The 17,568-nt window shown below is 55.9% G+C and carries 17 protein-coding genes; 9 read left to right on the forward strand and 8 right to left on the reverse strand.

All coding sequences use genetic code 11. The features are described 5' to 3' along the window. The first annotated feature begins 27 nt into the window (after window positions 1-27). The 5 genes from dnaE (at window position 28) to tilS (ending at window position 8,552) form a co-directional block, all read left to right on the forward strand. Complete coding sequence (dnaE, locus tag BV390_RS15495) at window positions 28-3,510, forward strand: DNA polymerase III subunit alpha (RefSeq protein WP_032697298.1); 3,483 nt, start codon at window positions 28-30, stop codon at window positions 3,508-3,510. 12 nt (window positions 3,511-3,522) lie between these two features. Further along, the gene (gene accA / locus BV390_RS15500; protein ID WP_015585101.1) at window positions 3,523-4,482 is read left to right on the forward strand and encodes an acetyl-CoA carboxylase carboxyl transferase subunit alpha; all 960 of its coding nucleotides are present in this window, start codon (window positions 3,523-3,525) and stop codon (window positions 4,480-4,482) included. A 113-nt stretch (window positions 4,483-4,595) separates the two neighbouring features. Further along, a complete protein-coding gene (locus BV390_RS15505; RefSeq protein ID WP_046853074.1) occupies window positions 4,596-6,752 on the forward strand; it encodes a lysine decarboxylase LdcC in 2,157 nt (718 codons plus the stop codon). 42 nt (window positions 6,753-6,794) lie between these two features. After that, the gene (locus tag BV390_RS15510; protein WP_032697300.1) at window positions 6,795-7,184 is read left to right on the forward strand and encodes a VOC family protein; all 390 of its coding nucleotides are present in this window, start codon (window positions 6,795-6,797) and stop codon (window positions 7,182-7,184) included. A 66-nt stretch (window positions 7,185-7,250) separates the two neighbouring features. Next, a complete protein-coding gene (gene tilS / locus BV390_RS15515) occupies window positions 7,251-8,552 on the forward strand; it encodes a tRNA lysidine(34) synthetase TilS (protein WP_032697304.1) in 1,302 nt (433 codons plus the stop codon). A 15-nt stretch (window positions 8,553-8,567) separates the two neighbouring features. On the opposite strand, the gene rof is transcribed toward tilS, so the two are convergent. Both rof and BV390_RS15525 read right to left on the reverse strand, forming a co-directional pair. After that, entirely contained in the window at window positions 8,568-8,828 is a 261-nt protein-coding gene (gene rof / locus BV390_RS15520) for a Rho-binding antiterminator (RefSeq protein WP_004858152.1), read from the reverse strand. Next, window positions 8,815-9,015 carry a YaeP family protein gene (locus tag BV390_RS15525; RefSeq protein ID WP_004858155.1) on the reverse strand — a complete coding sequence of 67 codons (201 nt, stop codon included), beginning with the start codon at window positions 9,013-9,015 and terminating at the stop codon, window positions 8,815-8,817. Before BV390_RS15525 ends, rof begins: the two co-directional genes overlap by 14 nt. Before the next feature lie 196 nt (window positions 9,016-9,211). Between BV390_RS15525 and BV390_RS15530 the strand changes: the two genes are divergently transcribed. From BV390_RS15530 to nlpE, 3 genes are read left to right on the forward strand one after another with little or no spacing between them, the layout of a single operon-like run. Continuing rightward, window positions 9,212-9,757, forward strand: coding sequence for a YaeQ family protein (locus BV390_RS15530; protein ID WP_032689401.1), 546 nt, complete (start codon window positions 9,212-9,214; stop codon window positions 9,755-9,757). Continuing rightward, the gene (gene arfB / locus BV390_RS15535; protein WP_032689400.1) at window positions 9,754-10,167 is read left to right on the forward strand and encodes an alternative ribosome rescue aminoacyl-tRNA hydrolase ArfB; all 414 of its coding nucleotides are present in this window, start codon (window positions 9,754-9,756) and stop codon (window positions 10,165-10,167) included. Before BV390_RS15530 ends, arfB begins: the two co-directional genes overlap by 4 nt. A gap of 42 nt (window positions 10,168-10,209) precedes the next feature. Continuing rightward, window positions 10,210-10,908, forward strand: coding sequence for an envelope stress response activation lipoprotein NlpE (nlpE, locus tag BV390_RS15540; RefSeq protein ID WP_085397085.1), 699 nt, complete (start codon window positions 10,210-10,212; stop codon window positions 10,906-10,908). Between the two features lie 103 nt (window positions 10,909-11,011). Here the strand turns inward: nlpE and proS are convergent, their stop codons facing one another. The 6 genes from proS to metN all read right to left on the reverse strand — a co-directional run bounded on the left by proS (window position 11,012) and on the right by metN (window position 16,640). Beyond that, complete coding sequence (gene proS / locus BV390_RS15545; protein WP_004858164.1) at window positions 11,012-12,730, reverse strand: proline--tRNA ligase; 1,719 nt, start codon at window positions 12,728-12,730, stop codon at window positions 11,012-11,014. Window positions 12,731-12,842: 112 nt separating this feature from the next. Continuing rightward, complete coding sequence (tsaA, locus tag BV390_RS15550) at window positions 12,843-13,550, reverse strand: tRNA (N6-threonylcarbamoyladenosine(37)-N6)-methyltransferase TrmO (protein WP_032689397.1); 708 nt, start codon at window positions 13,548-13,550, stop codon at window positions 12,843-12,845. Beyond that, the gene (gene rcsF, locus BV390_RS15555; protein WP_004858168.1) at window positions 13,547-13,954 is read right to left on the reverse strand and encodes an Rcs stress response system protein RcsF; all 408 of its coding nucleotides are present in this window, start codon (window positions 13,952-13,954) and stop codon (window positions 13,547-13,549) included. Before rcsF ends, tsaA begins: the two co-directional genes overlap by 4 nt. 108 nt (window positions 13,955-14,062) lie before the next feature. Beyond that, a complete protein-coding gene (locus BV390_RS15560) occupies window positions 14,063-14,878 on the reverse strand; it encodes a MetQ/NlpA family lipoprotein (RefSeq protein WP_004858169.1) in 816 nt (271 codons plus the stop codon). An 84-nt stretch (window positions 14,879-14,962) separates the two neighbouring features. After that, entirely contained in the window at window positions 14,963-15,616 is a 654-nt protein-coding gene (locus tag BV390_RS15565) for a methionine ABC transporter permease MetI (protein WP_032689396.1), read from the reverse strand. Further along, window positions 15,609-16,640, reverse strand: a complete 1,032-nt coding sequence (gene metN, locus BV390_RS15570) for a methionine ABC transporter ATP-binding protein MetN (RefSeq protein ID WP_032689395.1) — start codon at window positions 16,638-16,640, stop codon at window positions 15,609-15,611. The genes BV390_RS15565 and metN overlap by 8 nt, the downstream gene beginning before the upstream one ends. A gap of 188 nt (window positions 16,641-16,828) precedes the next feature. On the opposite strand from metN, the gene gmhB reads away from it, so the two are divergent. Further along, on the forward strand, window positions 16,829-17,395 hold the full coding sequence (gene gmhB, locus BV390_RS15575; RefSeq protein ID WP_004858176.1) for a D-glycero-beta-D-manno-heptose 1,7-bisphosphate 7-phosphatase: 567 nt from the start codon (window positions 16,829-16,831) through the stop codon (window positions 17,393-17,395). Window positions 17,396-17,568: the final 173 nt, after the last annotated feature.

The raw sequence follows: 17,568 nt of genomic DNA on the forward strand, positions 1-17,568 counted from the left end.
GAGAAATAAGTAAACCGGAATCTGAAGATGTCTGAACCACGTTTCGTCCACCTGCGGGTGCATAGCGACTATTCCATGATCGATGGGCTGGCAAAAACCGGGCCGCTGGTGAAAAAGGCGGCCTCGCTTGGCATGCCTGCGCTGGCGATCACCGATTTTACTAACCTGTGCGGACTGGTGAAGTTCTACGGAGCGGGACATGGCGCAGGTCTGAAGCCCATCGTCGGCGCGGATTTTCACGTCCAGAGCGAACTGATGGGCGATGAGTTCACCGAACTCACGGTTCTGGCGGCCAACAATGTGGGTTATCAAAACCTGACGCTGCTGATTTCACGTGCTTATCAACGCGGCTATGGCGCGCTGGGGCCGTGGATTGACCGGGACTGGCTGGCCGAACATCAGGAAGGACTGATCCTGCTTTCCGGCGCGCGTAAAGGCGATGTTGGCGTCAGCCTGACGCGTGGCAATATGGCGCTGGTCGATCAATGCCTCTCTTTCTACCAGGAGCATTTCCCGGATCGCTACTATCTGGAGCTGATCCGCACCGGTCGCGCCGATGAAGAGGCCTATTTACACGCCGCCGTGCAGCTGGCTGAAGAGCGCGGTATACCGGTCGTGGCGACTAACGATGTGCGTTTCCTGGAAACCGGTGATTTCGATGCGCATGAGATCCGCGTCGCGATTCATGACGGCTTTACCCTGGACGATCCGAAGCGCCCGCGCAAATACTCGCCGCAGCAATATATGCGCAGCGAAGATGAAATGTGCGAGCTGTTCTCCGATATTCCGGAAGCGCTGGAAAATACCGTCGAAATCGCCAAGCGCTGCAACGTTACCGTGCGTCTTGGCGAATACTTCCTGCCGCAGTTCCCGACCGGGGATATGACGACGGAAGATTATCTGGTTAAAAAATCAAAAGAGGGCCTGGAAGAGCGTCTGGCTTTCCTGTTCCCTGATCCTGAAGAGCGCGTTAAACGCCGACCTGAATACGATGAGCGACTGGATATCGAACTTCAGGTGATTAACCAGATGGGCTTCCCCGGTTACTTCCTGATCGTCATGGAGTTTATCCAGTGGTCCAAGGATAACGGCGTACCGGTAGGGCCGGGACGTGGTTCCGGCGCCGGGTCGTTAGTCGCCTACGCCTTAAAAATCACCGACCTGGATCCGCTGGAATTCGATCTGCTGTTCGAACGTTTCCTGAACCCTGAACGTGTATCGATGCCCGACTTTGACGTCGACTTCTGCATGGAGAAGCGCGATCAGGTTATCGAGCACGTGGCGGAGATGTACGGTCGCGATGCGGTATCGCAGATTATCACCTTCGGTACGATGGCGGCGAAAGCGGTTATTCGCGACGTGGGCCGCGTGCTTGGCCATCCGTACGGGTTCGTGGATCGGATCTCGAAACTGGTGCCGCCCGACCCGGGGATGACGCTGGCGAAAGCGTTTGAGGCCGAGCCGCAGCTGCCGGAGATCTACGAAGCTGACGAAGAGGTCAGAGCGCTGATCGACATGGCGCGTAAGCTGGAAGGCGTCACGCGTAACGCCGGTAAGCATGCGGGGGGCGTGGTTATCGCCCCGACCAAAATTACCGACTTCGCCCCGCTATATTGCGATGAAGCAGGTTTGCATCCGGTCACCCAGTTTGATAAGAACGACGTCGAATACGCCGGGCTGGTGAAGTTCGACTTCCTTGGCCTGCGTACGCTGACCATCATCAACTGGGCGCTGGAGATGATCAACAAGCGGCGGGCGAAGAACGGCGAGCCGCCGCTGGATATCGCGGCGATCCCGCTGGACGATAAGAAAAGCTTCGATATGCTGCAACGCTCTGAAACCACTGCGGTTTTCCAGCTTGAATCGCGCGGCATGAAAGACCTGATTAAACGCCTTCAGCCCGACTGCTTCGAAGATATGATCGCGCTGGTGGCCCTGTTCCGTCCGGGGCCGCTGCAATCGGGGATGGTAGATAACTTTATCGACCGTAAGCACGGCCGCGAAGAGATCTCTTACCCGGACGTACAGTGGCAGCATGAGTGTCTGAAACCGGTGCTTGAGCCGACGTATGGCATTATCCTGTATCAGGAACAGGTCATGCAGATTGCCCAGGAGCTCTCAGGCTATACCCTCGGCGGCGCGGATATGCTGCGTCGTGCGATGGGTAAGAAAAAGCCGGAAGAGATGGCCAAGCAGCGCGGCACCTTTGAAGAAGGGGCGAGGAAAAACGGCATTGACGGCGAGCTGGCGATCAAAATCTTTGACCTGGTGGAGAAATTCGCCGGTTACGGATTTAACAAATCGCACTCGGCGGCCTATGCGCTGGTCTCCTACCAGACGCTGTGGCTGAAAGCGCACTATCCGGCCGAGTTTATGGCGGCGGTGATGACCGCGGATATGGATAACACCGAGAAAGTGGTGGGGCTGGTCGATGAGTGCTGGCGGATGGGCCTGAAAATCCTGCCGCCGGATATTAACTCCGGTCTGTACCATTTCCACGTGAATGACGACGGTGAAATCGTCTACGGTATCGGCGCGATTAAAGGGGTCGGAGAAGGCCCGATCGAAGCCATTATTGAAGCGCGTAACAACGGCGGTTATTTCCGCGAGTTGTTCGATCTTTGCGCCCGCACCGATACCAAAAAGCTGAACCGTCGGGTGCTGGAAAAACTGATTATGTCCGGGGCGTTTGACCGCCTCGGGCCGCATCGCGCGGCATTAATGAATTCGCTGGGCGATGCGCTGAAGGCCGCCGATCAGCATGCGAAAGCCGAGGCGATTGGCCAGGCGGATATGTTCGGGGTGCTGGCGGAAGAGCCGGAGCAAATCGAGCAATCCTATGCCAACTGCCAGCCGTGGCCGGAGCAGGTGGTGCTGGATGGTGAAAGGGAGACCCTGGGGCTGTACCTGACGGGTCATCCTATCAACCAGTATTTGAAAGAGATTGAGCGCTATGTTGGCGGCGTGAGACTCAAAGACATGCATCCGACCGATCGTGGTAAAGTCACCACGGCGGCGGGGCTCGTTATTGCTGCGCGGGTAATGGTCACCAAGCGCGGCAATCGTATCGGTATCTGTACGTTGGATGACCGTTCCGGGCGTCTGGAGGTGATGTTATTTACCGACGCGCTGGATAAATATCAGCAATTGCTGGAAAAAGACCGCATACTTATCGTCAGCGGACAGGTCAGCTTTGATGACTTCAGCGGGGGGCTTAAAATGACCGCCCGTGAAGTCATGGACATTGACGAAGCCCGGGAAAAATATGCTCGCGGGCTTGCTATCTCGCTGACGGACAGGCAAATTGATGACCAGCTTTTAAACCGACTCCGTCAGTCTCTGGAACCCCACCGTTCGGGAACCATTCCAGTACACCTCTATTATCAGAGGGCGGATGCGCGCGCGCGGCTGCGTTTTGGCGCAACATGGCGCGTCTCTCCGAGCGATCGTTTACTCAACGATCTGCGTGGCCTTATCGGCTCGGAGCAGGTGGAACTGGAGTTTGACTAATACAGGAATACTATGAGTCTGAATTTCCTTGATTTTGAACAGCCGATTGCAGAGCTGGAAGCGAAAATCGATTCCCTGACTGCGGTAAGCCGTCAGGATGAGAAACTCGATATTAACATCGACGAAGAAGTGCATCGTCTGCGCGAAAAAAGCGTTGAACTGACGCGTAAAATCTTCGCCGATCTGGGGGCATGGCAGGTTGCTCAACTGGCACGCCACCCACGTCGCCCGTACACCCTGGATTATGTTCGCCTGGCATTCGACGAATTTGACGAACTGGCTGGCGACCGCGCTTACGCTGACGATAAAGCCATTGTTGGCGGTATTGCGCGTCTGGACGGGCGTCCGGTGATGATTATCGGCCACCAGAAAGGGCGCGAAACGAAAGAGAAGATTCGCCGCAACTTCGGGATGCCGGCGCCGGAAGGCTATCGTAAGGCGCTGCGCCTGATGGAGATGGCTGAGCGTTTCAAAATGCCGATCATCACCTTTATCGACACCCCGGGTGCGTACCCGGGCGTGGGTGCGGAAGAGCGCGGCCAGTCTGAGGCGATTGCCCGTAACCTGCGCGAAATGTCGCGTCTGAGCGTTCCGGTCATCTGTACCGTTATCGGGGAAGGTGGTTCCGGCGGCGCGCTGGCGATCGGCGTTGGCGATAAGGTCAACATGCTGCAGTACAGCACCTATTCGGTCATTTCACCGGAAGGCTGCGCCTCCATTCTGTGGAAAAGCGCGGATAAAGCCCCGCTGGCGGCCGAAGCGATGGGGATCATTGCTCCACGTCTGAAAGAGCTGAAGCTGATTGACTCAATTATCCCGGAACCTCTGGGCGGCGCTCATCGCAACCCGGAAGCCATTGCGGCAAGCCTGAAGGCGCAGCTGCTGGCGGATCTGGCTGACCTCGACACCCTGAGTGAAGAGGAGCTGTTAAATCGTCGCTACCAGCGTCTGATGAGCTACGGCTACGCCTGATTATTTCTCGCGTCAATATTGCCTGGGGCCGGATTTTCCGGCCCCTTTTTTATGTGCGATACGCCAGCGCGATTGCTATGATGCCTGACTCAGGTCAATTCCAGGAGGAAAGCGTGAATATCATCGCCATCATGGGGCCCCACGGCGTCTACCACAAAGACGAACCGATCAAAGAGCTGGAAGCGGCCCTGCAACGGCAAGGCTTTCAGACTATCTGGCCGCAAAACAGCGCCGACCTACTGCAGTTTATCGAACATAATCCGCGGATCTGCGGGGTCATCTTTGACTGGGATGAGTACAACGCCGATCTGTGCAGCGATATCAATCAGCTGAATGAGTATCTCCCGCTATACGCCTTTATCAACGCGCATTCGACGATGGATGTCAGCAGTCAGGATCTGCGTATGACGCTGTGGTTCTTTGAATACGCGCTTGGCCTGGCAGAAGAGATCGCCACCCGAATCGCCCAGTACACGCGTGAATACCTGGATAACATTACGCCGCCGTTTACCAAAGCCCTGTTCAACTATGTGCAGGAGGGAAAATATACCTTCTGTACGCCGGGGCATATGGGGGGCAGCGCGTACCAGAAAAGCCCGGTTGGCTGCCTGTTTTATGACTTTTTCGGGGGCAATACGCTAAAAGCCGACGTGTCGATTTCGGTCACCGAGCTGGGGTCGCTGCTCGATCATACCGGGCCGCACCTGGAGGCTGAAGAGTATATCGCCCGCGCCTTTGGTGCCGAGCAGAGCTACATGGTGACGAACGGCACCTCGACGTCGAACAAAATTGTCGGCATGTATTCGGCGCCGGCGGGCAGCACGCTGCTGATTGACCGTAACTGCCATAAGTCACTGGCGCACCTGCTGATGATGAGCGATGTCGTTCCACTGTGGCTGAAACCGACGCGTAACGCGCTGGGTATTCTGGGCGGTATACCGAAACGGGAATTCACCCGCGACAGCATTCAGCAGAAGGTCGATATCACGAGCGGAGCCGGGTGGCCGGTACATGCGGTGATTACCAACTCCACCTACGACGGGCTGCTGTATAACACCACCTGGATCAAAGAGACGCTCGATGTGCCCTCGATCCATTTTGATTCGGCCTGGGTGCCTTACACTCATTTCCATCCGATCTACCAGGGGAAAAGCGGGATGAGCGGCGATCGCATTCCGGGTAAGGTGGTCTTCGAAACACAATCAACGCACAAAATGCTGGCCGCGCTGTCGCAGGCCTCGCTGATCCACATTAAAGGCAGCTACGACGAAGAGACCTTTAATGAAGCGTTTATGATGCACACCTCGACGTCGCCGAGCTATCCGATCGTAGCTTCGATAGAAACCGCGGCGGCCATGCTGCGCGGCAATTCTGGCAAGCGTTTGATCCAACGCTCCATTGAGCGAGCGCTGGATTTCCGCAAAGAGGTCCAGCGTCTGCGTGAAGAGACTGACGGCTGGTTCTTTGATATCTGGCAGCCGGAGGATATTGAGCAGGTGCAGTGCTGGCCGGTGGCAGGGGGGGAGAACTGGCACGGTTTCAAAGACGCTGACGATAATCATATGTTCCTCGACCCGGTGAAGGTGACGATCCTGACGCCGGGAATGGATGAACAGGGCAATATGGACGGTGAGGGGATCCCGGCGGCGCTGGTGGCGAAATTCCTCGATGAGCGCGGCGTGGTCGTGGAAAAAACGGGTCCCTACAACCTGCTGTTTCTGTTCAGCATCGGCATCGATAAAACCCGGGCGATGGGGCTGCTGCGCGGCTTAACCGAGTTTAAGCGCGCCTACGATCTCAACCTGCGAGTGAAGAACATGCTGCCGGATCTCTACGCGGAAGATCCCGATTTTTATCGCAATATGCGTATTCAGGATCTGGCGCAGGGGATCCATCGCCTGATCCGTCAGCACCAGCTTTCACAGCTGATGCTGAGCGCGTTTGACGTGCTGCCGGAAATGAAAATGACGCCGCATCAGGCCTGGCAGCGGCAAATCAAAGGTGAAGTCGAAACCATTGAGCTGGAAAATCTGGTTGGGCGCATTTCGGCTAATATGATTCTGCCGTACCCGCCGGGCGTACCGCTGTTGATGCCCGGAGAGATGATTACCGAAGAGAGCCGGGCGGTGCTCGATTTCCTGCTGATGCTCTGCTCGATTGGCCGCCATTATCCGGGCTTTGAAACGGATATCCACGGGGCGAAGCGCGGGGACGACGGCGTCTACCGGGTACGAGTCTTAAAAAATGACTCACTGCTTGCACCGCGCTAAGCGGCGCGAGTAACCTGGATGGCATTAACTGGAGGAGTAGACATGCTGGGTTTAAAACGGGTTCACCATATTGCTATCATCGCGACCAATTATGCGCAGAGCAAAGCCTTTTACTGCGATATTCTGGGCTTTACGTTGCAGAGTGAGTTTTATCGTGAAGAGCGCGACTCGTGGAAGGGCGATCTGGCATTGAACGGCGAGTATGTTATTGAACTGTTCTCTTTCCCGTTCCCTCCAGCTCGTCCGAGCCGTCCGGAAGCCTGTGGGCTGCGTCATCTGGCCTTTAGCGTGGATGATATTGACGCGGCGGTGGCTCATCTGGAAAAGCATGGCGTGGCCTGTGAGGGAATTCGCATCGATCCTTTTACCGGCAAACGCTTCACCTTTTTTAACGATCCCGACGGCCTGCCGCTGGAGATTTATCAGCAGTAACCCTTGCCAGATCGCGCCCGGCCCGGTAACGTGCCGGGCTATCTCCCCAGCGACACTATCAAGATGATGACGCCCGATATTGCGCACACCCTACACCCCTATCGTCAGTTTTTGGTCGCCTTCAGCGGCGGTCTGGATTCGACGGTGCTTTTACATCAACTGGTCTGCTGGCGTGAACGGGACCCGACGCTGCAGCTGCGGGCCATCCATATTCACCATGGCCTGAGCGCGAATGCCGATAGCTGGGTTGCGCACTGCCAGCAGGTTTGTCAGCACTGGCAGGTTCCGCTGGTGGTCGAGCGCGTCACCCTGGCGGATGACGGCCTGGGCGTGGAGGCGCATGCGCGTCAGGCACGCTACCAGGCTTTCCGGGGGGCGCTGCGGCCGGGAGAAGCCCTGGTGACGGCTCAACACCTCGACGATCAGTGTGAAACCTTCCTGTTGGCGCTCAAACGCGGCAGCGGCCCAACCGGGCTGGCGGCGATGGCGGCGTCCTCCGGGTTTGCCGCTACCCGGCTGCTGCGTCCTCTGCTGAATACCCGTCGTGAGACGCTGCACCAGTGGGCGCTGGCTCATCAGCTCAGCTGGATTGAGGACGAGAGTAATCAGGATGATACCTACGATCGTAACTTCCTCCGCCTGCGCGTTGTCCCGCAGCTTAACGCGCGCTGGCCCCACTTTAGTGAAGCGGTCGCGCGTAGCGCCAGCCTGTGCGGTGAACAGGAGCAGCTGCTGGATGAACTGCTGGCGGAAGATTTGGCAAAACTGGTGGCGGATGACGGTTCGTTAGCTATCGACGCGCTGGCGTCCATGAGCGCGCCGCGCCGCGCCGCGCTGCTGCGGCGCTGGCTGGCCAGGCATTCTGCGCCGATGCCCTCGCGCGAGATGACGGAGCGAATCTGGCGCGAAGTCGCGCTGGCGCGGGAGGATGCCTTTCCCTGTCTGCGTCTTGGCGATTTTTCCGTGCGCCGTTATCAGCAGCGGCTGTGGTGGGTCAGGTATCAACCCGGCCAGACGAATGCGCTGCTACCGTGGCCGGACTACCGACAACCGCTACGGCTGCCTGAAGGTCTTGGCGAACTGGCGCTGCAACCAGGCGGACCGCTACGCGCCCCGCGTGGTGAAGAGCCGGTGACGGTGCGCTTTCGCGCCAGCGGGAATCTGCATATTGTCGGTCGTCACGGTGGCCGCAAGCTGAAGAAAATCTGGCAGGAGCTGGGCGTGGCCCCCTGGCGCCGCGATACCACACCGCTACTGTTCTACGGTGAGACGCTGATTGCGGCGGCGGATTCGCTGTTCGTAACCTGCGAAGGGGAAGCGCGGGAAGGCGAAGGGGTAGAGATGATATGGAGGAAAACGGGCGGCTGAGCCACCCGTTTTTATTCAGGACTCACTGACCACCACGGTACCGATTTCCGGGTGGCTGAAGCTGGCGATTTTATCCAGGCGTAGTTCGCGAATGTTTCCGCTCAGTTCCACCACCAGATACTCGATATTTTTGCGCGAGATAAGATCGCTTGCCTTCGCTTGCAGCTGCTCACCATCTTTGAGCGTCAGGACAAGCACCAGATGATGCTGGCAGGCAAGTTCGAGGTTGTCATAATCATCACAGTTGATGGGTTGATAAGTATCATTCATTGACATAATCGCTCACCAGTAAGTTTGCTGCCGCACAGGCGGCTTTTTCCCTGACTGACTCCGAAAGGGCCTCATCCGCCGCAATTTCATTCAATACTTTCAACACGCAACCCAGCGCATCTGGAATATACCCTAGGTCTCCGCTGGCTATTTCCGCATACCGCTTGCGTATTAACTCACAATATTGGTCCACATGCCCTCCTGTCAGTATTCTGACTCAACCGTGGGATGCAAGTTTAAGCCTACGAAGATACACTCTGTTTAGCAAGGTGACTATACCATAGTCATTTAAGCAATATCAGCAGGATGAAAAGAGAGCCGCCGATTGCCGGCAGCCTTTTGTCGCCCGTTTCGCTACAATGTACGCCATTTATTTCAGGAGAGTATTCATGGCGCTGAAAGCGACAATTTATAAGGCTACGGTGAACGTTGCCGATCTCGATCGCAACCAGTTTCTGGATGCCAGCCTGACGCTGGCTCAGCATCCGTCGGAAACCCAGGAGCGCATGATGCTACGCCTGCTGGCGTGGATCAAATACGCCGACGAACGTCTGCAGTTTACCCGCGGCCTCTCGTCAGAGGATGAGGCAGAACTCTGGCTACTCAACGATCATCTCGGTGTTGACCTGTGGATTGAGCTTGGTTTGCCGGATGAGCGGCGGATTAAAAAAGCGTGTTCACGGGCGCAGGAGGTGGTGTTGTTTGCCTACAATAGCCGGGCAGCGGAAATCTGGTGGCAGCAGAACAAGAGCAAAATGGCGCAGTTTAGCAAACTGACGGTCTGGTATCTGGATGATGCGCAGCTCGCCAGGCTCAGCGCTTTTGCCGATCGTTCAATGGTGCTACAGGCCACTTTACAGGACGGCGGCATCTGGCTATCTGACGCTAAGAATAATCTGGAAATTCATTTAACGGCGTGGCAGCCGTCGGCATGATTACGATTAGCCGCAGCGTGGTTATTCCGGATGAAGAGATAACCTTGTCCGGGATACGCGCGCAGGGCGCGGGCGGTCAGCACGTGAATAAAGCGTCTACCGCCATCCATCTGCGCTTTGACATAAAAGCATCCAGTCTGCCTGATTATTATAAAGAACGATTACTGGCCGCCAGTCACCACTTAATTTCTGCCGAGGGTGTGGTTATCATTAAGGCTCAGGAATATCGCAGCCAGGAAATGAATCGCGAAGCGGCCATTTCCCGTCTGGTTGCGTTAATAAAAGAATTAACCGCAGTGCAAAAAAGTCGCCGTGAGACCCGGCCGACCCGGGCGTCAAAAGAGCGTCGTCTTGCCTCGAAGGCGCAAAAGTCCTCTGTCAAAGCGCTGCGGGGGAAAGTTCGTCAGTAGGCGGCATGGCGAACGGGTGGAATGGATTATAAGGAATTAACAGTGAAGAAAATCGTACTCTCCGTTGCCGTAGCGTGTTCGCTCTTTGCGCTATTTGGCTGCAACCATCGTTCGGATGTCGAGATGTTACAGCCGGCGCCGATGGAAGAACTGAAGCCGATGCAGCAAAGCTGGCGTGGCATTTTGCCCTGCGCCGATTGTGAAGGGATTGAAACCTCGCTGTTCCTCGAAAAGGATGGCAGCTGGGTTATGAACGAACGTTACCAGGGCGTCAGCCGTGAACCGTCATCGTTCGCCTCGTACGGGACCTGGGCGCGGACCGCCGATAAGCTGGTCCTGACCGACAGCAAAGGGGAGAAGTCCTACTATCGCGCGAAGGGGGAAACCCTGGAAATGCTCGACCGGGAAGGTAACCCCATTGAGTCAACGCTCAACTACACCCTGAAATCGGTCAAAGCCAGTCTGCCGACTACGCCGATGACCATGCGCGGGATGTATTTCTATATGGCGGATGCGGCCACCTTCACCGACTGCGCGACCGGTAAGCGGATCGCGGTGGCTAACAATGCCCAGCTTGAGCGCGATTATGCCGCCGCTCGCGGGACGCAAACGCGCCCGGTGCTGCTGGTGGTAGAAGGGCACTTTACGCTGGAAGCCAACCCCGATAGCGGGGAGATGGTGAAAACGCTGATGGCGGATAAAAATAGTAAATTCGTGCCGGGCAAAGAGTGTAACCAGTAAGTCGTTTTCTCGCGAACGCGGCAAACAAACGCTGCGGAAAACCTCGTTGCCAACATAAAAAAGGCCCCGCATCTGCGGGGCCTTTTTACGTTTAGCGGTGGGCTCAGCCTTTAATAGCGTTAACCAGGTAATTCACAATATCGCCGGTTTTGATCAGCTGCTTCTCGCCGTTGCGACGATATTTATATTCGATATCGTCATTGTCGAGGTTGCGATCGCCGAGCACGATGGTATGCGGAATACCAATCAGCTCCATGTCGGCAAACATCACGCCCGGACGCTCTTTACGGTCGTCCATCAGCACTTCGATACCCTGTGCGCGCAGCTCGCTATACAGCTTCTCAGCCAGCTCCTGCACGCGGTAGGATTTGTGCATGTTCATCGGCAGGATAGCGACCTGGAAAGGGGCGATCGCATCTGGCCAGATAATACCGCGGTCGTCATGGTTCTGCTCAATGGCTGCAGCCACCACGCGGGTTACCCCGATACCGTAGCAGCCCATAGTCAGCACCTGGTTACGGCCGTCTTCACCCTGCACCGAGGCGTTCATTGCCTGTGAGTACTTGGTCCCCAGCTGGAAGATGTGACCCACTTCGATGCCACGTTTAATCAGCAGCGTACCCTGGCCATCCGGGCTCGGATCGCCGGCGACAACGTTACGGATATCGGCAACTTCCGGGGTCGCCACATCGCGATCCCAGTTAATGCCGAAGTAGTGTTTACCATCGATGTTGGCGCCGGCAGCGAAATCGCTCATTGCCGCCACGGTACGGTCGATAACCACCGGAATCGGCATATTCACCGGCCCCAGAGAACCTGGACCTGCGTTAACGATGGCGCGAATTTCTGCTTCAGTAGCAAAGGTCAGCGGGCTGGCAACCTGCGCCAGTTTTTCTGCTTTCACTTCGTTCAGCTCGTGGTCGCCGCGCACCAGCAGGGCAACCAGCGGGTAGCTGCTGCCTTCAACTGCTTTAACCAGCAGGGTTTTGACGGTCTTCTCAACCGGCAGGTTGAACTGCTCGACCAGCTCGGCGATAGTTTTCGCATTCGGCGTATCGACCAGCGTCATCTCCTGAGTTGCCGCCGCGCGCGGTGCTTTCGGCGCAACTGCTTCAGCAAACTCAATGTTGGCCGCGAAGTCAGAGCTGTCAGAGAAGATCACGTCATCTTCGCCGCTCTGCGCCAGAACCTGGAACTCATGAGACGCGCTACCGCCGATTGAGCCGGTGTCAGCCTGTACCGCGCGGAAATCAAGACCCATGCGAGTGAAGATTTTGCTGTAGGCAGCATACATCGCATCGTAGGTCTCTTGCAGCGATTCCTGAGAGGTATGGAAAGAGTAGGCATCTTTCATCAGGAACTCGCGAGAGCGCATTACGCCAAAGCGCGGGCGAACTTCGTCACGGAACTTGGTCTGAATCTGGAAGAAGTTCAGCGGCAGCTGCTTGTAAGAGTTCAGCTCGTTACGGATCAGGTCGGTAATGACCTCTTCATGCGTTGGACCGAGAACAAACGGACGCTCGCCGCGGTCAACGAAACGCAGCAGTTCCGGACCGTACTGCTCCCAGCGACCGCTCTCCTGCCACAGGTCCGCTGGCTGAACTACCGGCATGGACACCTCGATGGCACCGGCGTTGTTCATCTCTTCACGCACGATGTTTTCGACTTTTTTCAGGACGCGCAGGCCGGTCGGCAGCCAGGTATACAACCCGGAGGCCAGCTTGCGGATCATCCCGGCGCGCAGCATCAACTGATGGCTGATGACTTCGGCGTCGGCAGGTGTCTCCTTTTGAGTGGAGAGCAGGTATTGGCTAGTACGCATGTTGTTACGGTTCCATTTGGACGATCGGAACAGGCTGGGGGACCAGCCTGAAACAAAAAAAGTGGTTTAGTTTACCAGTGTGGCAAAGATGCCAAAAGAGAGGAAAATAAAATTAGCGCGGTTCAAGGGAAAAGACTTCAAAACCGGACGGAATCACGCGCCAGCGTACGTTAAAATCGAGCAGCCAGACGGCATAAGTTTTTCCCGCTTCTTCCTCTTTACGATAGGCCGGCCGCGGATCCTGCGCCAGCACCTCGCAGATGAACGCTGTAAGGTGCGGATAGCGCTGTTCCAGGGCGAGGAGCTGCGCCTGCGTTTCAGGGGTAAAGCTGACCGCCATCTCCGCCTGCGGCGCCTGCTGGGCGTAGCTGGCGTTGGCATCCGGCAGCGCTTCGGCAAACGGCAGGTAAGGTTTGATATCGACGACCGGCGTACCGTCTACCAAATCCAGACTGCCAAGTTGAAGGATGACCTGATCTTGATGACAGCGAACGCCTTTCAGTTCAACCAGCGACATCCCGATGGGATTCGGGCGAAACGTTGAACGCGTGGCGAACACGCCCATACGCGCATTGCCGCCGAGGCGGGGAGGGCGCACGGTGGGGCGCCAGCCGCCTTCCATCGTCTGATGGAAAACAAACAGCACCCACAGATGACTGAATGCTTCCAGGCCGCGGACGGCATCAGCCTGGTTATAAGGCGGCAGCAGATGCAATTCGCCGCCGCCATGTTTGACCAGGCCTGGCTGGCGCGGGACGGCAAATTTTTCTTTATATGGCGAGCGGATAACGCCTATCTGCGCAAACTGAAAAGCACTCATTGCGCCGAGACGTTAAGCGCTGAACCCAGGCAAACGGCCTGGCGATAGCATCCTGGTGTGCCGCTGGTGACTTCACAGCTGTGCAGAAGGACCGCGTTAGCTTTCATTTTAGCTGCGTTGATTTGCAGACGCTTGCGGGCGGTCGGGATATTGGGCGGCGAGTCCTGATTGCTGGCCTGGCATGATTCGCCGGTCACTTCACCGAGATCGCGGAATGGCTTCCCGACCAGTGCGGAGGCATCGGTATAAATTCTTACCGGCGCCGGACGTACTGCTTTCGGTTTGGCAGGCTCCGTTTTGGCCGGTGCGGTTGCGGTGCTTTGTACAGGTTCGACGGGAGATCTGCTTAGCATAGAACAGCCGCTTAACATGAGTGCTAACAAACAGACCGGTAAAGCACGCATAGTATTTCCTCAATAAATGATCAAACAGGGCGCTATTGAATCAGGTGCTTGCATAAATGACAAGACGGGCATAAAGCCCGTCCTGCATGATATTACGGTGAAAAGAGATTACCAGCCTTTCACTGCGCCGCCGTTAAAGATTTTGTTAGCGGCTTCGTAAACTTCATCGCTCTGGTAAGCCTGAACAAATTTCTTAACATTCTCCGCATCTTTATTGTCTTCGCGAGCAACAATCAGGTTCACGTACGGAGAGTCCTTACCTTCTACGAAAATACCATCTTTGGCCGGGGTCAGGCCGATCTGGCTGGCGTAGGTAGTGTTGATGACCGCCAGCGCAATCTGTGCATCGTCGAGGGAACGCGGCAGCTGCGGTGCTTCCAGCTCAACAATCTTCAGGTTTTTCGGGTTCTCAATGATATCCAGCGAGGTTGGCAGCAGACCAACGCCTTCTTTCAGTTTGATCAGGCCCACCTGTTGCAGCAGCAGCAGGGAACGACCGAGGTTGGTCGGATCGTTAGGAATGGCAATCTGCGAGCCCGGCTGCAGCTCATCCAGTGATTTGATTTTTTTGGAATAACCGGCAATCGGATAGACAAAGGAGTTACCCACGGCCACCAGTTTGTAGCCACGGTCTTTAATTTGCTGATCGAGGTACGGTTTGTGCTGGAAGGCGTTAACGTCGATATCGCCTTTGCTCAACGCTTCGTTCGGCAGAACATAATCGTTGAAAGTCACCAGCTCAACGTCGAGACCGTATTTCTCTTTCGCCACTTTTTGTGCCACTTCGGCAACCTGCTGCTCGGCACCAACGATGACGCCGACTTTAATATGGTTCGGATCTTTTTCATCCTGACCACAACCCACCAGAGCCAGAGAACCGATTAATGCGCCGACTGCCGCAAAGGTTTTGAAATTAAAGGCCATGTTATTTCCTTTCTGTAAGAGTCTGTGTGTACACGAGTCATTGGGCCGCGCGGAGACGACCCGAATGAGGGGGTGTAGATAATGTTATTTGTGAGTTACAGCCCGGACGATACGATCGCCAGAGAATTGGATTAAATAAACCAGAATAACCAGTAATACCAGCACGGTATTCATTACCGTAGCGTTGTAGCCGATATAGCCGTACTGATAGCCAATCTGCCCCAGACCGCCGGCACCCACCGCTCCGCCCATCGCGGAATAGCCGACCAGCGTAATGAGGGTGATGGTTGCGGCATTTACCAGACCCGGCAGCGCTTCTGGCAGTAGTACCTTACGCACGATCTGCATCGGCGTGGCGCCCATCGCGCGGGATGCCTCGATAAGCCCGGTCGGAATTTCCAGCAGCGCGTTCTCCACCATACGGGCGATAAACGGCGCCGCGCCAACCGTCAGCGGCACAATGGCGGCCTGCAGCCCGATGGACGTACCGACAATCACGCGGGTGAAAGGAATCATCCACACCAGCAGGATAATGAAAGGGATGGAACGGAAAATGTTAACCAGCGCGGACAGCGTCCGGTACAGTTTGGCGTTGGCAATAATCTGTCCCGGGCGGGTGACGTACAGCAGCACACCCACCGGCAGGCCGATGACAAAACCGAAAAAGCCGGAGACGAAGGTCATGGCCAGCGTTTCCCATACGCCGCGCAACAGCAGCCAAATCATTGCCTCAGACATATCCCAGTACCTCTACTTTTACATGGTGTTCCTGCAACCAGGCGATGGCCGCCTGGGTATCTTCCTGCGTGCCGTGCATCTCGGTCAGCATAATGCCGAACTTCACGCCGCCGGCGTAATCCATCTGCGCGCTAATAATGTTGTTATTCACATTAAAGCGGCGGGCGGTTTCAGAGAGCAGCGGAGCGTCGACGGAATGACCGGTGAACTCCATGCGCAGCATAGGGACGCTATCGGGTAGCGCGGTCGGCTTCAGGCGAGCCTGGTAGTCGTCCGGAATATCCAGATGCAGTGTGGATTGAATAAACTGTTGGGCCAGCGGAGTTTTCGGGTGAGAGAAGACTTCACTCACCGTATCCTGCTCGATCAACTGACCATTGCTGATTACCGCGACGCAATCGCAGATACGTTTGACGACATCCATCTCGTGGGTAATCAGCAGAATAGTCAGCCCCAGGCGACGGTTGATATCTTTCAGCAGTTCCAGAATGGAGCGCGTGGTTGCCGGGTCCAGGGCGCTGGTGGCTTCGTCACACAGCAGCACCTTCGGGTTGCTTGCCAGCGCGCGAGCAATAGCCACACGCTGTTTCTGACCGCCGGAAAGGTTTGCCGGGTAGCTATCATGCTTATCGGCAAGACCGACCAGATCCAGCAGTTCGGTCACGCGGCGCTTAATTTCCGCCTGCGGGGTATTATCCAGCTCCAGAGGGAGCGCCACGTTGCCGAAGACGGTGCGCGAGGCCAGCAGGTTAAAGTGCTGGAAAATCATGCCAATCTGGCGACGTGCGCGGGTCAGCGCTTTTTCAGACAGCGCGGTCAGCTCCTGACCGTCAACCTGGACACTGCCTTCGGTCGGACGTTCCAGTAGGTTAACGCAGCGAATCAGCGTACTTTTACCGGCGCCGGATGCGCCGATCACGCCATAAATTTGTCCGGCAGGGACATGCAGGCTGACGTTGTTCAGAGCCTGTATGGTGCGATTCCCCTGCAGGAACACTTTGGTGATATTCGAAAGTTTAATCATCAGTTATTTATTATCGTTTAGCCGTTTGCCGTGGCATTTTCTTCTGCCGTGTCCAGGCGATGCCTGTCAATGAAATGGATGTTAAGGCATCCAGACGTCTAAATCAATCTGCCTCTGTATAATGAGCACTTTCTTGCCTCCAGAAACATGCGATACTAATCAGACTAGCCTTTATCAGGAGCAAACCGGTGGCAAAGTCAGTACCCGCAATTTTTCTCGACCGTGACGGCACGATTAATGTCGATCATGGCTATGTCCACGAAATCGACAACTTTGAATTTATCGATGGCGTCATTGACGCGATGCGTCAGCTAAAGGAGATGGGATTCGCCCTGGTGGTGGTCACCAATCAATCCGGTATCGCGCGCGGTAAGTTCACGGAAGCGCAGTTTGAAACGCTGACCGAATGGATGGACTGGTCTCTGGCCGATCGCGGTATCGATCTGGACGGTATCTATTACTGTCCGCACCACCCGCAGGGGACGGTTGAAGAGTTTCGTCAAACCTGTGATTGCCGTAAGCCGCATCCGGGAATGCTGATCTCGGCACGCGACTATCTTCATATCGATATGGCTGCTTCTTATATGGTTGGCGATAAAGTGGAAGATATGCAGGCCGCCGCCGCCGCATCTATTGGGACTAAAGTCCTGGTTCGTACCGGCAAGCCGGTCACGCCGGAAGCGGAAAATGCCGCAGACTGGGTGCTGAATAGCCTGGCAGACCTGCCGGAAGCCATCAAAAAGCAGCAAAAATAGGCGTTAAGTACAAAAGATGAGCGGTTGAAATAAAAATGCATTTTTCCGCTTGTCATTCCCGTTCGGCTCCCTATAATGCGCCTCCATCGACACGGAACAACGGCAAACAAGCCGCCGGGTTGAAAGAGAAAACTTCTGAAATTCAGGGTTGACTCTGAAAGAGGAAAGCGTAA

The organism is Klebsiella sp. YJ (genome assembly GCF_002108615.1).
In the GTDB taxonomy this organism is placed as follows: domain Bacteria; phylum Pseudomonadota; class Gammaproteobacteria; order Enterobacterales; family Enterobacteriaceae; genus Klebsiella; species Klebsiella planticola.

What these genes read in the sequence shown, in the direction of transcription:
- tsaA (WP_032689397.1), bottom strand. Translation starts at nt 13,550, where the DNA reads ATGAGTGCTTTTCAGTTTGCGCAGATAGGCGTTATCCGCTCGCCATAT.
- accA (WP_015585101.1), top strand. Translation starts at nt 3,523, where the DNA reads ATGAGTCTGAATTTCCTTGATTTTGAACAGCCGATTGCAGAGCTGGAA.
- rof (WP_004858152.1), bottom strand. Translation starts at nt 8,828, where the DNA reads ATGTCAATGAATGATACTTATCAACCCATCAACTGTGATGATTATGAC.
- tilS (WP_032697304.1), top strand. Translation starts at nt 7,251, where the DNA reads ATGACGCCCGATATTGCGCACACCCTACACCCCTATCGTCAGTTTTTG.
- arfB (WP_032689400.1), top strand. Translation starts at nt 9,754, where the DNA reads ATGATTACGATTAGCCGCAGCGTGGTTATTCCGGATGAAGAGATAACC.
- dnaE (WP_032697298.1), top strand. Translation starts at nt 28, where the DNA reads ATGTCTGAACCACGTTTCGTCCACCTGCGGGTGCATAGCGACTATTCC.
- BV390_RS15510 (WP_032697300.1), top strand. Translation starts at nt 6,795, where the DNA reads ATGCTGGGTTTAAAACGGGTTCACCATATTGCTATCATCGCGACCAAT.
- metN (WP_032689395.1), bottom strand. Translation starts at nt 16,640, where the DNA reads ATGATTAAACTTTCGAATATCACCAAAGTGTTCCTGCAGGGGAATCGC.
- BV390_RS15560 (WP_004858169.1), bottom strand. Translation starts at nt 14,878, where the DNA reads ATGGCCTTTAATTTCAAAACCTTTGCGGCAGTCGGCGCATTAATCGGT.
- proS (WP_004858164.1), bottom strand. Translation starts at nt 12,730, where the DNA reads ATGCGTACTAGCCAATACCTGCTCTCCACTCAAAAGGAGACACCTGCC.
- BV390_RS15565 (WP_032689396.1), bottom strand. Translation starts at nt 15,616, where the DNA reads ATGTCTGAGGCAATGATTTGGCTGCTGTTGCGCGGCGTATGGGAAACG.
- rcsF (WP_004858168.1), bottom strand. Translation starts at nt 13,954, where the DNA reads ATGCGTGCTTTACCGGTCTGTTTGTTAGCACTCATGTTAAGCGGCTGT.
- BV390_RS15530 (WP_032689401.1), top strand. Translation starts at nt 9,212, where the DNA reads ATGGCGCTGAAAGCGACAATTTATAAGGCTACGGTGAACGTTGCCGAT.